The organism is Catenulispora sp. EB89, assembly GCF_041261445.1.
GTDB lineage: Bacteria > Actinomycetota > Actinomycetes > Streptomycetales > Catenulisporaceae > Catenulispora.
In genome coordinates this window covers 701,938-720,007 of the sequence record NZ_JBGCCU010000002.1, presented here as the reverse complement: position 1 = coordinate 720,007, position 18,070 = coordinate 701,938, and the positions used below count along the sequence as shown (strand labels likewise).

19 protein-coding genes are annotated in these 18,070 nt (G+C 70.9%); 13 read left to right on the top strand and 6 right to left on the bottom strand.

Annotated elements, in window-relative coordinates; genetic code table 11:
- Positions 1-137: 137 nt before the first annotated feature.
- The 3 genes from ABH920_RS06745 to ABH920_RS06735 are packed head-to-tail and all read left to right on the top strand — an operon-like array spanning position 138 to position 1,647.
- On the top strand, positions 138-509 hold the full coding sequence (locus ABH920_RS06745; protein WP_370347909.1) for a PadR family transcriptional regulator: 372 nt from the start codon (positions 138-140) through the stop codon (positions 507-509).
- A complete protein-coding gene (locus ABH920_RS06740; RefSeq protein WP_370347906.1) occupies positions 509-640 on the top strand; it encodes a hypothetical protein in 132 nt (43 codons plus the stop codon). The genes ABH920_RS06745 and ABH920_RS06740 overlap by 1 nt, the downstream gene beginning before the upstream one ends.
- Positions 637-1,647: a permease prefix domain 1-containing protein gene (locus ABH920_RS06735; protein WP_370347904.1), complete on the top strand. Its 1,011-nt coding sequence runs from the start codon at positions 637-639 to the stop codon at positions 1,645-1,647. The genes ABH920_RS06740 and ABH920_RS06735 overlap by 4 nt, the downstream gene beginning before the upstream one ends.
- Here the strand turns inward: ABH920_RS06735 and ABH920_RS06730 are convergent.
- Positions 1,568-3,103: an MFS transporter gene (locus tag ABH920_RS06730; RefSeq protein ID WP_370347902.1), complete on the bottom strand. Its 1,536-nt coding sequence runs from the start codon at positions 3,101-3,103 to the stop codon at positions 1,568-1,570. The two genes, ABH920_RS06735 and ABH920_RS06730, sit on opposite strands and share 80 nt — an antisense overlap.
- A 249-nt stretch (positions 3,104-3,352) precedes the next feature.
- Here ABH920_RS06730 and ABH920_RS06725 point away from each other — a divergent pair, with 249 nt between their 5' ends.
- Positions 3,353-3,856, top strand: coding sequence for a MarR family winged helix-turn-helix transcriptional regulator (locus tag ABH920_RS06725; protein WP_370347900.1), 504 nt, complete (start codon positions 3,353-3,355; stop codon positions 3,854-3,856).
- Positions 3,857-4,420: 564 nt separating this feature from the next.
- Here the strand turns inward: ABH920_RS06725 and ABH920_RS06720 are convergent.
- The 4 genes from ABH920_RS06720 to ABH920_RS06705 all read right to left on the bottom strand — a co-directional run bounded on the left by ABH920_RS06720 (position 4,421) and on the right by ABH920_RS06705 (position 6,915).
- Positions 4,421-5,257, bottom strand: coding sequence for an alpha/beta fold hydrolase (locus tag ABH920_RS06720; protein ID WP_370347898.1), 837 nt, complete (start codon positions 5,255-5,257; stop codon positions 4,421-4,423).
- Positions 5,254-5,580 (bottom strand): DUF2516 family protein, encoded by a 327-nt coding sequence (locus ABH920_RS06715; RefSeq protein WP_370347896.1) that lies wholly within the window; start codon positions 5,578-5,580, stop codon positions 5,254-5,256. Before ABH920_RS06715 ends, ABH920_RS06720 begins: the two co-directional genes overlap by 4 nt.
- 158 nt (positions 5,581-5,738) lie before the next feature.
- The gene (locus tag ABH920_RS06710) at positions 5,739-6,425 is read right to left on the bottom strand and encodes a hypothetical protein (RefSeq protein ID WP_370347894.1); all 687 of its coding nucleotides are present in this window, start codon (positions 6,423-6,425) and stop codon (positions 5,739-5,741) included.
- Positions 6,426-6,441: 16 nt separating this feature from the next.
- Positions 6,442-6,915 (bottom strand): helix-turn-helix domain-containing protein, encoded by a 474-nt coding sequence (locus ABH920_RS06705; protein WP_370347892.1) that lies wholly within the window; start codon positions 6,913-6,915, stop codon positions 6,442-6,444.
- Between the two features lie 861 nt (positions 6,916-7,776).
- On the opposite strand from ABH920_RS06705, the gene mshA reads away from it, so the two are divergent.
- From mshA to ABH920_RS06670, 7 genes are all read left to right on the top strand, one after another.
- Positions 7,777-9,060, top strand: coding sequence for a D-inositol-3-phosphate glycosyltransferase (mshA, locus tag ABH920_RS06700; protein WP_370347890.1), 1,284 nt, complete (start codon positions 7,777-7,779; stop codon positions 9,058-9,060).
- 52 nt (positions 9,061-9,112) lie between these two features.
- Entirely contained in the window at positions 9,113-9,661 is a 549-nt protein-coding gene (locus ABH920_RS06695) for a YbjN domain-containing protein (RefSeq protein ID WP_370347888.1), read from the top strand.
- A 9-nt stretch (positions 9,662-9,670) separates the two neighbouring features.
- Complete coding sequence (locus ABH920_RS06690) at positions 9,671-10,426, top strand: phosphoglyceromutase (protein WP_370347886.1); 756 nt, start codon at positions 9,671-9,673, stop codon at positions 10,424-10,426.
- A 389-nt stretch (positions 10,427-10,815) separates the two neighbouring features.
- Positions 10,816-11,187: a hypothetical protein gene (locus tag ABH920_RS06685; RefSeq protein WP_370347884.1), complete on the top strand. Its 372-nt coding sequence runs from the start codon at positions 10,816-10,818 to the stop codon at positions 11,185-11,187.
- Positions 11,188-11,323: 136 nt separating this feature from the next.
- Positions 11,324-13,258, top strand: coding sequence for a GTP-binding protein (locus tag ABH920_RS06680; RefSeq protein ID WP_370347882.1), 1,935 nt, complete (start codon positions 11,324-11,326; stop codon positions 13,256-13,258).
- Positions 13,259-13,351: 93 nt separating this feature from the next.
- Complete coding sequence (locus ABH920_RS06675; protein WP_370347880.1) at positions 13,352-13,885, top strand: SigE family RNA polymerase sigma factor; 534 nt, start codon at positions 13,352-13,354, stop codon at positions 13,883-13,885.
- A 7-nt stretch (positions 13,886-13,892) separates the two neighbouring features.
- On the top strand, positions 13,893-15,185 hold the full coding sequence (locus ABH920_RS06670; protein ID WP_370347878.1) for a hypothetical protein: 1,293 nt from the start codon (positions 13,893-13,895) through the stop codon (positions 15,183-15,185).
- A gap of 118 nt (positions 15,186-15,303) precedes the next feature.
- Here ABH920_RS06670 and phoU read toward each other — a convergent pair whose 3' ends face one another.
- A complete protein-coding gene (gene phoU / locus ABH920_RS06665; protein WP_370347876.1) occupies positions 15,304-15,957 on the bottom strand; it encodes a phosphate signaling complex protein PhoU in 654 nt (217 codons plus the stop codon).
- Between the two features lie 196 nt (positions 15,958-16,153).
- On the opposite strand from phoU, the gene ABH920_RS06660 reads away from it, so the two are divergent.
- Complete coding sequence (locus ABH920_RS06660) at positions 16,154-17,305, top strand: sensor histidine kinase (RefSeq protein WP_370347874.1); 1,152 nt, start codon at positions 16,154-16,156, stop codon at positions 17,303-17,305.
- A 47-nt stretch (positions 17,306-17,352) separates the two neighbouring features.
- Positions 17,353-18,033, top strand: coding sequence for a response regulator transcription factor (locus ABH920_RS06655; RefSeq protein WP_015796763.1), 681 nt, complete (start codon positions 17,353-17,355; stop codon positions 18,031-18,033).
- Positions 18,034-18,070 lie beyond the last annotated feature (37 nt).

Genomic DNA, 18,070 nt, shown 5'->3' with positions numbered 1-18,070 from the left:
TCACGTCGTGGCTGGTCGGTCCAGCCTCTCTGACTGCGTCGGACGGCGCGCGGCGGGATCGACAAGAGCCGGAAGAATTTTTTCGGGCGCCCCGGAGCCCTTGATACCGAGACTCCCTAAGCCTAGGCTTCCTAGGTATGAGCCAGGACATGATGCGCGGACACCTCGACGGCCTGGTGCTCGCGGTGCTCGGCACCGGGCCGTCGCACGGCTACGGACTCATCGAGGCGCTGCGCGACCGTAGCGGCGGGGTCTTCGACCTGCCCGAGGGCTCGGTGTACCCGGCCCTGCACCGGCTGGAGCGGGCCGGCCTGGTCGCCAGCGGCTGGTCCGAGGTCGGTGGACGCCGGCGGCGGGTCTACAGCCTGACGGTCTCCGGCCGGCGCGCGGCCGAGGAGCGGCGCACCGAGTGGCGGTCGTTCTCGGCGGCGGTGGAGCGGGTGTTCGGCGTCGGCGACCGGGCCGAGGCCGGTCCGGCGGCCGGATTCGCGGACGGGGCGGTGCTGTGATGAGCGGCGGTGTGTGCGGCTGCGGCGCTTTCGGGAGCGCGATCTGGTGGTTCATCGGGAATCCCTGCGCGAACGGCGTGGACGGCGTGGACCGCGTCGAGCGCATGAGCCGCGTGGAGGTCGCGCGATGAGCTACCGCTCGATCGCGGCCTACACCGACGACCTGGCCTGGCGGCTCCGCGTCGGCACGCGCGGCCGGCGCCGCATCGTCAGCGAGGTCGCGGCGCATCTCGCCGATCTCGTCGCCGAGGAGGAGGCGGCCGGCCTCACGCCGCAGGCCGCGGCGCGCCGCGCGACCGTCCGCTTCGGCGCCCCGGAGGAACTGGCCGCGGAGTTCAACCACGACTGCGCGCTGCACAGCGCACGCGTCGCGGCGTGGGCGCTGGTGGCGTGCGTGGCGGCCGCGGTCGGCGCCGCCGGGCTCGCGAACCGGGGCGGGGCGCCGGCGGTGCCGTGGCCGGATCAGGCTGCGTACTTCGCCGTTCCCGTGCTGTTGGGGCAGGTGGCGGCGATGTGCGCCGGGACGGCGTTCCTCCTGGTGGTGCTCGCGCCTCGAGTGCTGGGCCGGACCCCGCAGAGCCTGGCGACGGCGGTTCGGGCGCAGGCCGTCGCGGTCCTGGCGTTGGCGCCGATCGCGGTGATCTCGGCCGGGAACATCGCCCGCGCCGCGTGGGACGTGGGTGCGATGTCGGCGCTGGTGGCGCTCGCCGTGCCGGTCGCTCTGGTCTTCAGCGTCCGTTCCGCGCTGCGCGCCGGGACGGTGTCCGGGGGCGGTTCGACCCTTGACGTGATCGCAGACTGCTGCGAGGCGCTGGCGCTGCGCTGGAGGTGGAGCACCCGGCTGTACGAGCTGGTGACCGACGTCTGGTCGGCGGCGGCCGCACGGATGCCGCGCCTGATGAGCTGGCTGGAGATGCGGCGGCATCCGTGGCGCTCGGCCGTCACCCTCTCGGTGGCGGCGGGGGTCGCGTTGAAGGCGCCGGATCTGGTGAAGGGCGACCTCGACGTGCCCGCCGCCGCGATCGAGACCGCGGCGGCGTTCCTCGGCTACTGCCTGTTCAGCGGCCTGCTCGGGCTGCGGACGCGTACCCCTCGCGACGCGGCGCGGGCCGAGGGTCTTGAGGCGGCGCGGGCGTAGCCGGCGTCCCGACGCGCCGCAGCACGACCACCGCGACCACCAGCGCCGCCGCCAGTAGGACGACGCCGATGGCGAACGCCACGTGGTAGCCGCTGCTCAGCGCCTCCGCCGGGGTACGGCCCGCGCCGAGCAGGTGGGCCGTGCGGCCGGCGGCCAGCGTGGACAGCACCGCGGCGCCGACGGCCGCCCCGACCTGCGCCGTCGTGTTGTAGAGGCCGGAGACCAGGCCGGCGTCCTGGTCTCGGGCGCCGGCCATGCCCAGGCCGGCCGTCGCGGGCATCGCCAGGCCGCCGCCGGCGATCAGCAGCATGGTCGGGAGCAGGTCGCGGACGTAGTCCGCGTGCGTCGGCATGCGGAGCAGCAGCGCGAGCGCGCCGGTGAGCATCGCCAGACCGGTGATCAGGATGCTGCGGGCGCCGAACCTCGCGATCAGGCGGGCCGAGACGCCCAGCGCCACGCCGCCGATCGCCACCGCCGCCGGGAGCATCGCCAGGCCGGTCTCGGTGGCGTCGTACCCGTCCACCTTCTGCATGTACTGCGCCACCATGATCTGGAAGGCGAACATCGCCGCGATCATCAGCATCTGCACGATGTTCGCACCGGCCACGCCGCGTGAGCGCAGGATCCGCAGCGGCATCAACGGATTCGCGGCGGTGGCCTGCCGGGCGAAGAACCCCGCGATCAGCAGCGCGGACAGCGCCGCCAGGCCCAGCGTGCGGGCCGAGCCCCAGCCGTGGTCCGCGGTGCCGATCACGGTGTAGATGCCGAGCATCAGGCCCCCGGTGACCAAAAGCGCACCGATCACGTCGACCCCGGCCCGCAGGCCCCGGCCCCGGTCCGCGGGGATCGCCTTCACGGCCGCGGCCAGCGTCAGCACACCGATCGGGATGTTGATCAGGAAGATCCAGTGCCAGCTCAGCGCATCGGTCAACACCCCGCCGAGCACCTGCCCGATCGAAGCGCCGGCAGCCCCGGTGAAGGCGAAGACCCCCAGCGCCTTGGCCCGCTCGCGCGGCTCGGTGAACAGCGTCACCAGGATGCCCAGGCTCACCGCCGAGGACGCCGCACCCCCGACCCCCTGCGCGAACCGCGCCGCGACCAGCATCGCCGGCGAGGTCGCAGCCCCGGCCACAGCGGAGGCGGCCAGGAAGAGCGCGATCCCGGCCAGGAACATCCGCTTGCGGCCGAGCAGATCGCCGAGCCGCCCGGCGAGGAGCAGCAGGCCGCCGAAGGCCAGCTGGTAGCTGTTCACCACCCAGCTCAGGCCGGCGGGGGAGAAGCCCAGGCGGGACTGGATGGCGGGCATGGCGACGGTGACGATGCTGCCGTCCAGGACCGCCATCAGGGCGCTGGCGGCGATCACGGCCAGCGCCAGGCGGGGGGTGGTGCCGGCGCGGGGTGTGGTGGGTGCGCCGGATGCGGGGGCGGCGGGGGATTCGGGTGATTCGGGGGACATGCGATCACTCCTGGACGCTGGGAGTCGGGACACGGCCGGGTGGCGGCTTGCTGAGCTGCCGGCTTGCCGAGCCGCCGGTCTGCCGAACTTTCCGGTTGTCGGAACTGGCGCGTTGGTGGGTCTGCTGAGCTGCCGAGCCGCCGAGCCGTACCGGTGCCGTCATGAATGACCGTAGCGGATAGTTCTGAAGCAGACAATCCTTCTCGGGAAGATCTGCTGCCGGAGTGCTCGCGGAGTAGACTGACGCCCATGACCTCCCTGGCCCCCGCGCGTTCCGCAGGCGCCGTCGCGTGCACGGCGCCCGACCTGTCCTTCCTGCTCGACCACACCTCCCATGTGCTGCGCACCAAGATGGCCGCGGCGCTGGCCGAGGTCGGCATGACCGCGCGCATGCACTGCGTGCTGGTCAAGGCGCTGGAGGAGGAGCGCACGCAGATCCAGATCGCCGAGATCGGCGACATGGACAAGACCACGATGGTGGTGACCGTCGACGCGCTGGAGAAGGCCGGCCTGGCCGAGCGGCGTCCCTCGGCGACGGACCGCAGGGCCCGGATCATCGCCGTCACCGATGCCGGCGCCGAGATGGCGAAGCGGACTCAGGAGATCGTCGACCGCGTGCACGCCGAGGCGATCGGTTCTCTGCCGGAGGAGATGCGCCCGGTGTTGCTGGAGGCGCTGAAGCTGCTGACCCGCGGTCACCTCGCGACGCCGGAGGAGAGTCCGGCGGGGGCTCGGCGCGCTCGGCAGGCGTGAGGATCCCGTAGGCAAACGGCTTGATCGCGAGGATTCGGAAGCGTTCGGCGGGTGCGCTGATACGTGCTCTGACCTGCTACTGAAGGAGTGGAGCGCCGCGGCGGGGGGCGTCCCAGGCCCGCCCACGCCGCGACGCTTGGAGTCATCAGAGCATGAGTCCGTTAAGCAGGCTTTAAAGGAGACCGTTCTGTGTCCATCGGCGGGAACACCGAACCGCCCGCCCAACGTGGCCGCTGCTCAGGGAGGAGGGCTGAGCGGCCTCGTCGGACGGGCGGTCCGGGTCTTGCATCCTGCATCCCACACCAGACGCCGCGAGCGGCATCTCCCACCGGTCCACTTTCCAGGGGGTCTCTTTAAATTTGACCCGACGCCCCGGTCCGAAAGGACCGGGGCCCAGCATGGCCGTCTCGTCAGCAGCCACACCGTCCGGGAGTCGGGCTCTCCCGGGTTTTTCGGGGGTGAGACAACTATGACCCGGCAGTCCCTCGGTTTCGCTGAGACCGCTGTGAGAAAACCCTGAGAAAAGAAATCGCAGGTCGAGGCCGGTGTGTTACCGAACGTATATCAACGCCGAAGAGCATCTGTTGAGGTGAGGAATCCGGCGATGAGTTCCCTGAGTTCGGTGCGATGGCCCCACAGCGCGCCGGCCTCGTCGAAGACGGTCATGCGAGCCGTCGGGAGGGCGTCGGCGACGCGGCGCGCGGCCTCGACCGGGTGCGCGGGGTCGCCCTCCTGGGCGATCACGAGGACCGAGACGCGGACGGCACGCAGCCGCTCCAGGCCCTCCGGATCCAGCGGCACGGCGGCGGCCAGCGGCAGCCAGCGCCGGGGGTCGCCGTCCTCGGCGATGAGTTCTTCGGCGCGGCGCGCGGCCCAGGCTTCGGCGACGCGGCTGCCGCGGACCGCGAGCGGCTGCGTGCGCAGCAGCGCTTCGGCGACGCCCGGGGCGTCCGCGGCGGCCAGCCGGTCGGCGAGGTCGCGGTGCGGGGCGACGGCTTCGGGACGGCGCGGGACGTCGGCGACGGCCGGCAGGTAGAGCACCACGCGCTCGAAGCGGTCGGGAGTCCGGCTCAGGATGCGCAGCAGCGTGGCCGCGCCGAGGGAGACGCCGAGGGCGGCGGTGGCGTGTTCGTGGTCGGCGACGGCCAGCGCGGCGGCGGCGAGGACGTCGTAGCCGAGCGGATCCGGCCCGGTGGAGCGGCCGTGGCCGGGGAGGTGCGCGAAGACCTTGCGGCCGGGGACACCGGAGGCCAGGGGGCGGGTGTCGTCGATGGAGCCGGCCAGGCCGTGGAGGAAGAGGGTGGTCGGCGGCGCCGGGGTGCCGCTGCCGGCGCCGGCGCACGCGTACTCGACGGTCCCGCCGCCGGCCGGGCCGGCGTAGGGCAGCGTCAGGGTCCTCACCAGGGGCCGTACGGGCCCTGGTTGCTGCCGCTCTTGCCGTTGCCGCCGGACACTTCCTTCAGCGCCGGGCGGACGTCGACCCAGTAGACCATCGCGACGACCACGCCGATGATCGTGAACAGCAGGCCCAGGATCAGGTTCGCGGCGATGGCCACGGTGAGGATGATCAGCCAGCCCGGCTTGGTGAGCTTGCCGGCGGCGCGGTAGGCGTCCTCGCGCCGCATGGCGGCGTCGACGAGGACGACGACCTGCCCGACCAGCACGGCCAGGGAGATGATGGCGAGGAAGCTGGAGAGACCGTCGCGCAGGGCGGAGCCGATCATGTCGCCGTCCTCCTTCTAGGGTTGCGGCCGGGAAGGCCTGCCGGTCGTTACGTTCAACGTACGCGACCGGCGGGCTCGTTCCCAGTCTCCTCGCGATCTACTGACGTTCGGCGATCCATGGCGGGCTGCCGGTCGCCGATCGCCGATCGCTGCGGCGCTCAGGCCTGGTCGGCCTTCTTGGCGGCGCTGCCGTTGGCGGAGCGGCGGGGCGTGGCCTTCTTGGCGGTGGTGCCGGCGGCCTTGGGCTTGGGCTGCTCGGCGGCGGCCTTCGGCGCGGCGGTCTCGGTCTTCGGGGCGGCGGTGGTGCTGGCGGGCTTGGCGGCGGCCTCGGTCTTCGGCTCGTCGTCCTCGATCACCACGACCGACTCGACCCGCACCGGCTCGGCGGCGCTGGTCTCCTGCACGGTGACGACCTCGACCTCGGTGACCCGGCCCGCGAGCACGCGCTCGACCACGGCCTTGCCCCGCTCGGAGTAGCCGTCGTAGGTCTCCACGGCCTTGCCCGCGACCTCCAGGGCCCGGCCGACCTGCATGAGCAGCAGGGTCTGGGCCTTCTCGCGCGCGGCCCGCAGGTCCGGCTCGGCGATGCGGTCGCGCAGCGACTTTGCGTCGTCCTGCAGCTGCCCCAGCGCGATCTTCGACTGCACGGTCTCGGCGACCCCGGCGACCTTCCCCGCGACGGAGGTGGCGACCTCGCCGGCCTTGCCCCCGGCCTCGGTCAGCAGCGAGGGGGCGTCCTTGAGCGCCGACACGGCGGCGTCCCCGACACCGGCGGCGAAGTAGAAGGGCTTGGGGTTGGTGACGGTGGTCGTCACGGTCTTGCGGGCGCTGTCCACGAGGTTCATGAGGATGCCTCTCGATTCACTGCTCGGTGAGCCCGGCCTTCGCCGGACCATGGGTGGTTTCGGTGGATTCGTCATCCTGGGCGGCCGGTTCACCGGACACCGCCGCATCCCGAGCGCTCTCAATACGGAAAGCCTCATAGATGTCGAGCAGTGCCCGCTTCTGCCGCGTGTTGAGCCACGGATCGCCCGCCACAGCGGAGCGCACATCATGGCCGTCGGTCGCCGCGTCCCCATCGACGTCGACGCCCCCGTCCAGCAACCCGGCCCGCACATAGAGCGTCTCGGCCGAGATCCGCAGCGCCTTGGCCAACTGCTGCAGGATCTCCGCACTGGGCTTCCGCAACCCCCGCTCGATCTGACTGAGGTAGGGATTCGACACCCCCGCGGCCTGCGCCAGCTGCCGCACGGAGTACTGCGCGTTGCGGCGCTGCTCGCGGATGTACTCGCCGAGCGGTCCGATCGGGATGGCTCCCAGGGGGTTGTGGGGCATGGGTTCAGGGTCGCATGCGGGTGCTTGCAATTGCAAGCGGGTGCTTGCTGGTGTGATGAGAGGCACGTCGTCGAGTTCGTATCTCAGTGCCCGTACGACGCCGGGCGCGTTCCGTAACCGCGCGACGACGGCCCAGCGTCCGCCACCTCTCCGCGACGGCAAAATCACCCAATCCCTGGCGGCATTTTTCCGGTGGTCGTCCCCTTGGCGGTGCTGTTCCGAGCGGCCTCGCGGGCCCGCCGGACCCCCTTCAGGGCCCCGGAAACCGCCCGAAATAAAGACGCCGATGCTGGCCACCCCCGCGCCATACGCCGCCGGATATGCCCCTGACCTGCGGTGCAGGGTCGGGCACCAGGGATCTACTACGATGCGTAGTCAGTTTTCTTATGTGGTTTTGACATCGGACATGCCACTCTGAGAGCCCTCCGAGGGAGCCCGACCCTCGGCGGTGTGCGAGTGCAGACCCGCGCGCCTGCCCGGCCCCGCTCCGTTCGCGTCCCCGCGTGATCGGTTGTGCGGGGCCGGGTTCTTTTTCGGCGCTTCTGCCGCCGCTTCGCGCCTGGCGTGTTCCTCCTCACACATGGCTGTCCCGTGGGGCTTCCTCGTACGGGTCGCCGCCCGTTGTGCGTGCTCAAGCAGCCCGTCTCACAGGTCAGTCGCGTCTGAACCCGCATCGGGTGCACCCCGTAAAGTCATCCGATGATCGGACCGCTGTGCGGTGCCCGCCCCCTGCCGGGAATGCGCCGCCGAGGTCCTGCCGTTGCATCGTTGTCGGCCACGGCCGCCGGCCACGTTCGCGTGGCCCGGTTGCGCGCCTGCGACGACGCCCCCGGATGGCCCCGATGTAGGAGGTAGAGCGCCGTGGAATCGCTGCCCAGGCGTGTGGCGCTCCTTTCCGTACACACCTCTCCGCTGCACCAGCCGGGTACCGGCGACGCGGGAGGGATGAACGTCTACATCGTCGAGCTCTCGCGGCGGCTGGCCGATCTGGGGATCGAGGTGGAGATCTTCACGCGGGCCACCACCGGCGCGCTGCCGCCGGCCGTGGACCTCGCGCCCGGGGTTCTGGTGCGGCACGTCACCGCCGGGCCCTACGAGGGCCTGTCCAAGGAGGACCTGCCGGGGCAGCTGTGCGCCTTCACCTCCGGCGTCCTGCGGACCGAGGCCATGCACGAGCCCGGCTACTACGACCTCATCCACTCCCACTACTGGCTCTCCGGCCAGGTGGGCTGGCTGGCCAAGGAGCGGTGGGGCGTCCCGCTCATCCACTCCATGCACACTCTGGGCAAGGTGAAGAACGCCGCGCTCGCGCTCGGTGACGACCCCGAGCCGACGGCCCGGCTGGTCGGCGAGGACCAGGTGGTGGACGCCGCCGACCGGCTGATCGCCAACACCGACCAGGAGGCCTCCGAGCTGGTGCGGCTCTACGGCGCCGATCCCGACCGGGTCTCGACCGTGAACCCCGGGGTGGACCTGGACCGCTTCCGTCCGGGGGACAAGCGGGCCGCGCGGGAGTCGGTGGGGCTGCCGTCGGACGCCTCGGTGCTGCTGTTCGTCGGCCGGATCCAGCCGCTGAAGGCCCCGGACGTGCTGCTGCGGACCGCCGCAGAGCTGATAGCGCGGGAGCCGGAGCGGCGCGAGAAGCTGGTCGTCGCGGTGGTCGGCGGGCCCAGCGGGTCCGGACTGGCCGAGCCCACACACCTGCACCGGCTGGCACGCCGGCTCGGCATCGCCGACGTGGTGCGCTTCGTGAAGCCGGTGGACCAGACCCGGCTGGCCGACTGGTACCGGGCCGCGGACATAGCGGTCGTGCCCTCCTACAGCGAGTCCTTCGGGCTGGTCGCGATCGAGGCCCAGGCCTGCGGCACGCCGGTGGTGGCCGCGCGGGTCGGCGGGCTGGCCACCGCGGTGGCCGACGGCCGCTCCGGCACGCTGGTCACCGGGCACGACCCCGGCGACTACGCCACCGCCACCGCCCGGCTGCTCGACGCGCCGCACCTGCTGGCCGACTACGGGGAGAACGCCGTCGAGCACGCGGCCCGCTTCGGCTGGTCGGCCACGGCGGCCGCGACCGCCGACGTCTACAGCCGCTCGATCGAGGATCTGCGCGCGCTCCGCTACCGGGAGTTGTGCGCCGGGCAGTAGCCAGCCGTAGGGCGGGAGTTGCCCGGCGCCGCGTCGGCAATAGGGTCGTCCCATGGGTGGTGATCGAGAAAGCCTCAAGGCCGCCGCGCGCGCGGCGGTCCGGGACGCGGTGGCCGACGCCGGAATCGAGTACGAGCAGCCTGACGAGAGCACGTTCGTCGTGAAGCTCCCCGGCGAGCACAAGCTGTGGACCACGTGCTCGCTGGTGGTCGGCGACCACACGCTGTCGCTCAACGCGTTCGTAGCGCGCCGTCCCGATGAGAACCACGAGGGCGTCTACCGCTGGCTCCTGGAGCGCAACACCCGCCTCGGCTCGCTGGCCTTCGCGCTGGACCGGCTCGGCGACGTCTACCTGGTGGGCCGGCTGCCGCTGGGCCTGATCACCGCCGAGACCGTGGACCAGCTGCTCGGCGAGGCGGTCGCGGCCTCCGACTCCTCCTTCGACCAGCTGCTGGAGCTGGGTTTCGCCTCGGCGATCCGCCGCGAGTGGGAGTGGCGCACCTCCCGCGGGGAGTCGCTGGCGAACCTCGCGGCGTTCCGCCATCTCATCGAGCGGACACCCGACACCCGGGACGAGAACGGCCCCACACCCCCGAAGTAGGCTGGCGCCATGACCGCCGAATACCGCCTCATCCTGCTCCGCCACGGCGAGAGCGAGTGGAACGCCAAGAACCTGTTCACCGGCTGGGTGGACGTCAACCTCAACGCCAAGGGCGAGGCCGAGGCCGTGCGCGGCGGCGAACTGCTGCGCGAGCACGACCTGCTGCCGGACGTGGTCCACACCTCGGTGCTCCGCCGCGCGATCCGCACCGCGAATCTGTCACTGGAGGCCGCCGACCGCCACTGGATCCCGGTGCGCCGCAGCTGGCGCCTCAACGAGCGGCACTACGGCGCGCTGCAGGGCAAGGACAAGGCCGCCACGCTGGCGGAGTTCGGCGAGGAGCAGTTCATGCTCTGGCGCCGCTCCTACGACGTCCCCCCGCCGCCGCTCGCGGTGGACGACAAGTACTCGCAGTACGACGACGCGCGCTACGCGGGCCTGCCGACCGAAATCCGTCCGCAGACCGAGTGCCTGAAGGACGTCGTCGAGCGCATGCTGCCGTACTGGTACGACGCGATCGTCCCGGACCTGCGCGGCGGCAACACCGTACTGGTGGCCGCGCACGGCAACTCGCTGCGCGCGCTGGTGAAGCACCTGGACGGCATCTCCGACGCGGACATCGCCGCCCTGAACATCCCCACCGGCATCCCGCTGCTCTACACGCTGGACGCCGACTTCCGGCCGACGAAGACCGGCGGCGAGTACCTGGACCCGGCGGCCGCGGCGGAGTCGATCGAGGCGGTCAAGAACCAGGGGAAGAAGTAGCGCGAGAAGTAGGTCTAACGGGTTCTGCTCTCACCGGGGTGGTTGCTCTCGGTGAGGGCAGTCAGTCCTTGACGTCGCACGCTACGATACTGATGAGTAGTGTGCGCAATCGACTACGCTGCGTGCTTGACGTGCTTACAGTGGAAGGTCACGGCCTTCGACTCGGGAAATCGCATGGGGTACTGGCAGCGACATAAAAAGGATCACGAAGAGGTCCTCGAGCTCTTTCATCGCAACGGGTGGACCATCAAGGATCCGCCCACGTACTACACGCTCAAATGCCCCTGCGGGGCGCACATGAGGTGGTATCACCTCACGCCGAGCGGGGCAAACTACGCTAAGAACGTGGTGAGCTGGGGTAAGCGTCAACCGTGCTGGAGGAACGTGCCATGAGCATCGAGATGCATTTGGGGCTGTCGTTCCGCGTAGACGGGCCCGGGACCGCTGAGGAGCTCGAACAGAGCGCCGGGAAGGTCATGGAGGCCCTTCTGGCGCTCGAAGACTGCAACTCTGAGTTGAGCGACGCCGGTGTGGCCATGGACGCCGACCAGATGATCGTCGAGGTTGAGCTCAGGGCATCCGGTTCGTCGGAACCGGAGTGCATCGAGCGAGCCTTGGCCGCGGTGCGGACCGCGATCCACGCTGCGGGACACGGCACGCCTGATTGGCAGGCTTCCAACCATTACGCGACGCCTGACATAAGCGCCGAGGGCACAACCGGCACTTACCGGCGCCTGCAGTTCACCGCGAGCGCTGAATAAATCGTTTGCCCCACCGGTGCCGCCGTGCGAGCCTGCACGGCGGCATTGTCGTTCTCTGGAAAGGCCACGGGCATGCGCCGACGTTTCGAAATCTCCGTTTCCCCCATGGATCGAGCTTTCGAGGACGCAACCAACCGTGCCCACTGTGAACATCGGAATCCTCGCGCATGTCGACGCGGGTAAGACCAGCCTGACCGAGCGCCTGCTCTTCGAGACCGGCGTTATCGGCCGGCTCGGCAGCGTGGACGCCGGGACCACCCAGACCGACCGGGGTGAGATCGAGCGGCGGCGGGGGATCACCATCAAGTCCGCGGTCGCCGCGCTTGGCGTCGGTGACCTGCGCGTCAACCTCATCGACACGCCCGGGCACTCCGACTTCGTCGCCGAGGTCGAGCGGGCGCTGGGGGTACTGGACGGCGCCGTGCTCGTGCTCTCGGCTGTCGAGGGGGTGCAGGCGCACACCCGGCGGCTGATGAAGACGCTGCGGCGGCTGCGGGTGCCGACGCTGCTGTTCGTGAACAAGATCGACCGGGTCGGTGCGCGGCACGAGGAGCTGCTCGCGGATGTGCGCAGGCTGCTGACGCCCGGCGCTGTCGCCGTGACCGCGGCCGAGGATGCCGGGACGAAGGCGGCGCGCGTGCGGCCCGCGGTCCTCGGCGCTGCCGATGCCGAGCGGCTGGCCGAACACGACGACGCCGTCCTGGCCGCGCTGGTCGACGACCGCTTCCCCGGTGAGTCCGAGCTGCGCGAAGCTCTGGCGCGCCAGACGGCGCTCGGCCGCGCGTACCCCGTCTACTTCGGCTCGGCGATCACCGGAGTCGGGGTCGCAGAGCTCATCGACGGTGTCCGTGACCTGTTGCCGCGCGCCGGCGGTGACGCCTACGGCGAGACCCGCGGCACGGTCTTCGCCATCGAGCGCGGACGTGCGGGGGAGAAGATCGCTTACGTGCGCGTGCGCAACGGCGTGCTCCGCGTCCGCGACCGCACCGAGTTCGGCACGATCACCGGCCTGCAGGTGGTCGGGCTCCAGGGCGCCGATGAGGCACGCCCCGGCGACATCGCGAAGGTCAGGGGACTGCCCGGGATCCGGGTCGGCGACCGCTTCGGATCCGCCGAGACCGGTCAAGCGGCAAACACTGCCACCACCACCAACACCGCCACCGACTTCGCCACCCCAAGCCTGGAAACCGTCGTCCGCGCAGCCGACGGCGACCGCACCCGCCTGCACGCCGCCCTGGTCGCCATGGCGGACCAGGATCCGCTGATCCGCACCCGCGCACTCCCCGGCGGCGAAAGCTCCGTGCTCCTCTACGGCGAGGTCCAGAAAGAGGTCATCGCCGCCACGCTGGCCGAGGAGTACGGCGTCCAAGCGCTCTTCGAACCCAGCCGCACCGTCTACACCGAGCGCCCCGTCGGCGTCGGCGAGTACCGCGAGGACATGACCCACGACCCGAGCACCCGCTTCCGCGCGACCCTCGGTTTCCGGGTCGCGCCGGGCCCGGCGGGCAGCGGGCGGGTGTTCCGCTACGAGACCGAGCTCGGCGCGCTGCCGCCGGTGTTCCACCGCGCCACCGAGGAGACCGTGCTGCGGGCGCTGGACCAGGGGCTCGACGGCTGGGAGGTGACGGACGTGGTGGTGACCATGGTGCACAGCGGTTTCTGCTCGGTCACCAGCGTCGCCGCCGACTTCCGGAAGCTCGCGCCGTTCGTGCTGATGCGGGCGCTGACCGAGGCCGGGACCGAGGTCCACGAGCCCTGCCACGCCTTCGAGCTCGACGTCCCGGCGGACACGGTCTCGGCGGTGTTGTCGGCGCTGATGGCGGCGGAGGCCGAGATCGAGGTGTCGGAGGGCGGGACCGCGTCCTGGTCCTTGCGCGGGAACCTGCCGGCGCGGACAGTTCAGGACGTCGAGAAGACGTTGCCCGCGCTCACGCGAGGCGAGGCGGTCTGGCTGTCGCAGGCGGCGGGGGAGCGGCCGGTGCGGAGCCGGCCGGCGGCCCGGGAGCGGACCGACGGGAACCCGGCCGAGCTCGGCGAGTACCTGCGTCACCTGGCGTTGGAGAAGGCGTAGTCGGAGAAGGCGTGGAGCCGCTGTGGGAGACCGCGTGGAGAAAGTACGGAGAGGCGCTAGAACCCCGAGCATGCAGACACCGGTTGTATCTGCGTGAGATCTCTCAGGAAAGGCACCAGCCCGGAGCATCAAGAGGAGTTCCGGGCCTTCGTCACGGGAAGTCAGGGCCACCTGAGGCGCTCGGCCTATGTGCTGTGCGGCGACTGGCACCTTGCCGAAGACCTCGTCCAGACCGCCTATCAGCGGATCTTCCGGGCCTGGCAGCGGGTGCGGCTGGTGGACATGCCGGACGCGTACGCGCGCCGCGTCGTCTACCGCTGCTACCTCGACAGCCGCAAGTGGCATCGGGAGGCGGCCTCGATCGAGGCGCTGGTCGACCGGCCGGTCCGGGAGGGCGACGCCGCGATGCGGCTGACCATCCTGGCGGCGCTGGCCGAGCTGGCCCCGCGCACCCGCGCGGTCGTCGCGCTGCGCTACTGGGAGGACCAGAGCGTCGAGCAGACGGCGGCCGCGCTGGACATGAGCCAGGGCACGGTCAAGAGCATGTCCGCGCGCGGGCTGGCACAGCTGCGCGTGCGGTTGGGCGACTTCGCGAGCCTGCTTCCCGACTCCGTAGAAACCAGGTGAGTTGGAAATGACACCAGCTAACTCAGAGAACCCAGAGAACACGGACCTGATGGTCCACGACATGATCGGCCGGCTCTTCGACGAGCCGGAGCCGATGCACCGCACCGACCTGGCCGACGGCGCGATCGCGCAGGGCATGGCGGTGACGCGCCGCCGGGGCTTCGCCGTCGCCGGGGCGACGCTGAGTGTGCTCGCGGTGATCGGCGGGGCGGTCGCGATGGCCGGCGGGGCGAACAACTCCGGAGGCGGCGGCGACTGGTCGATCAACACGGACTCCACGCCGCAGATCGCGCCGCAGGCTTACGACGATCCCGGCCCGACGTACGCGGACCGGCAGCGGGAGATCATCGAGCAGCTGCCGTCGGTGTTGCGCCCGTTGCTCCCGGCAGGGGTGACGGTGAGCCCGAATCAAACAGATGCCGCCGGTGGCTCGTCCATGCTGACCGGCGACTACGTGCCGACGATCGTGCTGCGCTCCGGAGGCGGCGACTACCCCCTGCACTTCGACATTTCCGACGACACAGGGTACGCCAGCGCTTTCGCGAGAGGGACTTCCCCGTCGATCGCAGTGGCCGGCGGCACGATCCGGGTCGCGGTGGTACCGAGCGGCACCGAGTCACCGCTGCACGGGTTCTCCGCGTGGTACGAATTCACACCCACCGGCTCCAAGCAGGTGTTCCACTTCTATCTCTACGGCTCCGGCAGTACCACGCCCATCAGCCCCACGGCTTTCCGGAAGATGGTGGAGTCGCCGGCGTTCGCCAAGCTCCGGCAGCTTCTCGACCCGTCGGTCCCGGCCTCGGCCGACGCGGTCCGGCAGCGGTTCGCCCTCGAGGCGAAGATCAACGCCGAGGCGGAGAAGGTCCTGCCGCCGGGATTCCGGCTGAAGTTCAACCCGGGCGCGCCCGGCGCGCTCGAACTCGTCGGCCCCGGCGGGGTCAACACTTTCGAGTGGTTCAGTCTCCTGGGCAAGGACCAGCAGATTTCCTGCCCGGCCCAGTCGCTGTGTTTCGTTCCGTACAGCGGCAACGGGATCGGAAGCACGGTCGGCCCCGACGGCAAGGCCCGGCTCGGTGTGTACGGGGGATGGACCGGGAAGTCCGCCGACTCGTCGGTCGTGATCCATGTCTTCGGCAAGTCGGAGCTGGGCACGTCGGTGGACCCGACGCAGATGGGCAAGCCCCTCGAGACCGCGCCTCAGGGTCCCGGGCTGACGCCGCAGCAGGCCATGGCGATCGTCAAGGCGCCGGGGGTGGCGAAGGTGATCGAGGACGTCACCAAGCTGGCCGGCTTGTACTGATTCGAGGGCTCTGGCCCTGGCCCTTGAGCCCGGTATCCGCTGACCAGCGAAAACACGGCTCCGGCCGGTCGTCGGCAACGACGACCGGCCGGAGCCGTCTGTGCTCGGTGCCCCAGACTCAGCTGACGGTCTCGGGGTGCTCGCCGGTCACCAGGAACACCATGCGCTTGGCCACCGACACCGCGTGGTCGGCGTACCGCTCGTAGTAGCGGCCGCACAGGGTGACGTCCACGGCGGTCTCGATGCCGTGCTTCCACTTGTCGTCCATCAGCGACTTGAACAGGCCGCGGTGCAGGCGGTCCATCTCGTCGTCCTCGGATTCCAGGGCCAGCGCGGCCTCGACGTCGCGGGCGGCGATGATCGAGCCGACCTTGGCGACCAGCTCGGAGGCGATGTCGCCCATCTCCACGATGGTGCCGCGGATCTCCGGCGGGATCGCCGACTGCGGGTAGCGGCGGCGGGCCACCTTGGCCACGTGCCGGGCCAGGTCGCCCATGCGCTCCAGGTCCGCGCTCATGCGCAGGCTGGTGATGATGGTGCGCAGGTCGCCGGCCACCGGCTGCTGGCGGGCCAGGAGGTCGAAGCTGTTGTCGTCCAGCGTGTGCTGGAGCTCGTCGACCTTGTCGTCGGCGTCGATCACGGACTCGGCCAGGGTCAGGTCCGCGTCCAGGAGCGCGGTGGTGGCCCGGGCCATGGCCGAGCCGACCAGCCGCGTCATCTCGACCAGGGTCTCGCTGATCGAGTCGAGCTCCTCGTGGAAGGCGTCGCGCATGGGGGTTACCGCTCCTGTCGTCGCGTGTGCTGGTGTTCTGCTGTGCGGACGCGGACTACTCTTCCCCGTCCAGGCATCCCGGGACAATGCCGCCGGTGAATCGACAGGGACCGGAAAGTGAACTCTTGGCCACGTCGGTACGGCGGAATGATCCGTGGGAGTTGTGCCGGTGCGAAGCGCCCTTACTGTTGGCTGTGTGAACGTCAATGCTGCGACCGCCGGGCTGGCCGCGCTGATCGGCCTGGGTACCGGGGTCAGCGGAGCTTTGGCCTTCCGGTTCAGTGAAAGGGAACGCGTGGGTCCACCCGAACCGCCGAGCGACGATCCGGTCCCGCCGGGCGTGGCCGGTGTCCTGCAGGTCCTGCGAAGCTCGGCCGTCGTACTGGACGCCAGTGACGCCGTCGTGAAGGCCTCTCCGGCAGCTTATGCCATGGGACTGGTCAAGTCCCGCTCTCTCACCTCGCCCGAGCTGCTCGACCTGGCCCGCCAGGTGCGCCGGGACGGCGAGATACGCCAGGTCGAGATGGACGTGCCGCACGGCGCGACCGCCGTGCTGCACTCCACCGTCCGGATCGCGCCGCTGGGCGCCACGCTGGTGCTGGTGCTGGTCGAGGACCGCACCGAGGCCCGGCGGGTGGACGAGGTGCGCCGGGACTTCGTGGCGAACGTCTCGCACGAGCTCAAGACCCCGGTCGGGGCGCTGTCGCTGCTGGCCGAGGCCGTGCAGTCGGCTTCCGACGACCCCGAGGCGGTCCGCCGCTTCGCGGCCCGGATGCAGCAGGAGTCGGCCCGGCTGACCTCGCTGATCCAGGACCTGATCGACCTGTCCCGGGTGCAGATCGACGCCCCGCTGTCCGCCTCGGCGGAGAAGGTGCGCGTCGCCGAGGTGGTGGCCGACGCCCTGGACCGCAGCTACGAGACGGCCGCGGCGCGCCGGATCGAGCTGGTCGCCGACGCCGAGGAAGACGTCGCGGTGCGCGGCGACCGGACCCAGCTGGCCGCGGCCCTGGGCAACCTGGTCGAGAACGCCGTGAACTACTCGCCGGACGACACCCGGGTCGCGGTGGCCGTCAAGCACAACGGCGACCGGGTCGAGATCGCGGTCACCGACCAGGGCATCGGGATACCCGAACGCGACCTGGAGCGGATCTTCGAGCGGTTCTACCGGGTCGACCCGGCGCGCTCGCGCGCCACCGGCGGTACCGGTCTGGGCCTGTCGATCGTCAAGCACATCGCGGCCACGCACGGCGGGGAGGTGTCGGTGTGGTCCTCCGAGGGGAACGGCTCCACCTTCACCCTGAAGCTCCCCGTCTGTGTCGAGGAACGCGATCTGGCACGGGCCGTGTGACGGCCGCGCTCCATGAACAACCAGTCATACAACGTGGGAGGACCCCAGTGACCCGTGTACTCGTGGTCGAGGACGAGGACTCGATCAGCGACCCCCTGTCCTACATGCTGCGCAACGAGGGCTTCGAGGTGGCGGTCGCCGACACCGGCCCGGCCGCGCTGGAGGAGTTCGACCGGCACGGCGCCGACCTGGTCCTGCTGGACCTGATGCTGCCGGGGCTGCCCGGCACCGAGGTCTGCCGCCAGATCCGGGCCAAGTCCAACGTCCCGGTGATCATGCTCACCGCCAAGGACAGCGAGATCGACAAGGTCGTCGGCCTGGAGCTGGGCGCCGACGACTACGTCACCAAGCCGTTCTCGGCCCGCGAGCTGGTGGCCCGCATCCGCGCGGTCCTGCGCCGCCAGGCCGCCAGCGACGAGCCGGACGGCGGCGCGCTGGAGGCCGGCCCGGTCCGCATGGACGTGGACCGGCACAAGGTGACCGTCGACGGCCGCCCGGTGGAGCTGCCGCTGAAGGAGTTCGAACTGCTGGAGATGCTGCTGCGCAACTCCGGCCGGGTGCTGACCCGCATGCAGCTGATCGACCGGGTCTGGGGCGCCGACTACGTCGGCGACACCAAGACGCTGGACGTGCACGTCAAGCGGCTGCGCGCGAAGATCGAGCCGGACCCGGGGACCCCGGTGCACCTGGTGACGGTGCGCGGGCTCGGGTACAAGTTCGAGGGCTGAACACACTGCGACGCCGAGCCGGCTCCAGCGCCGGGCT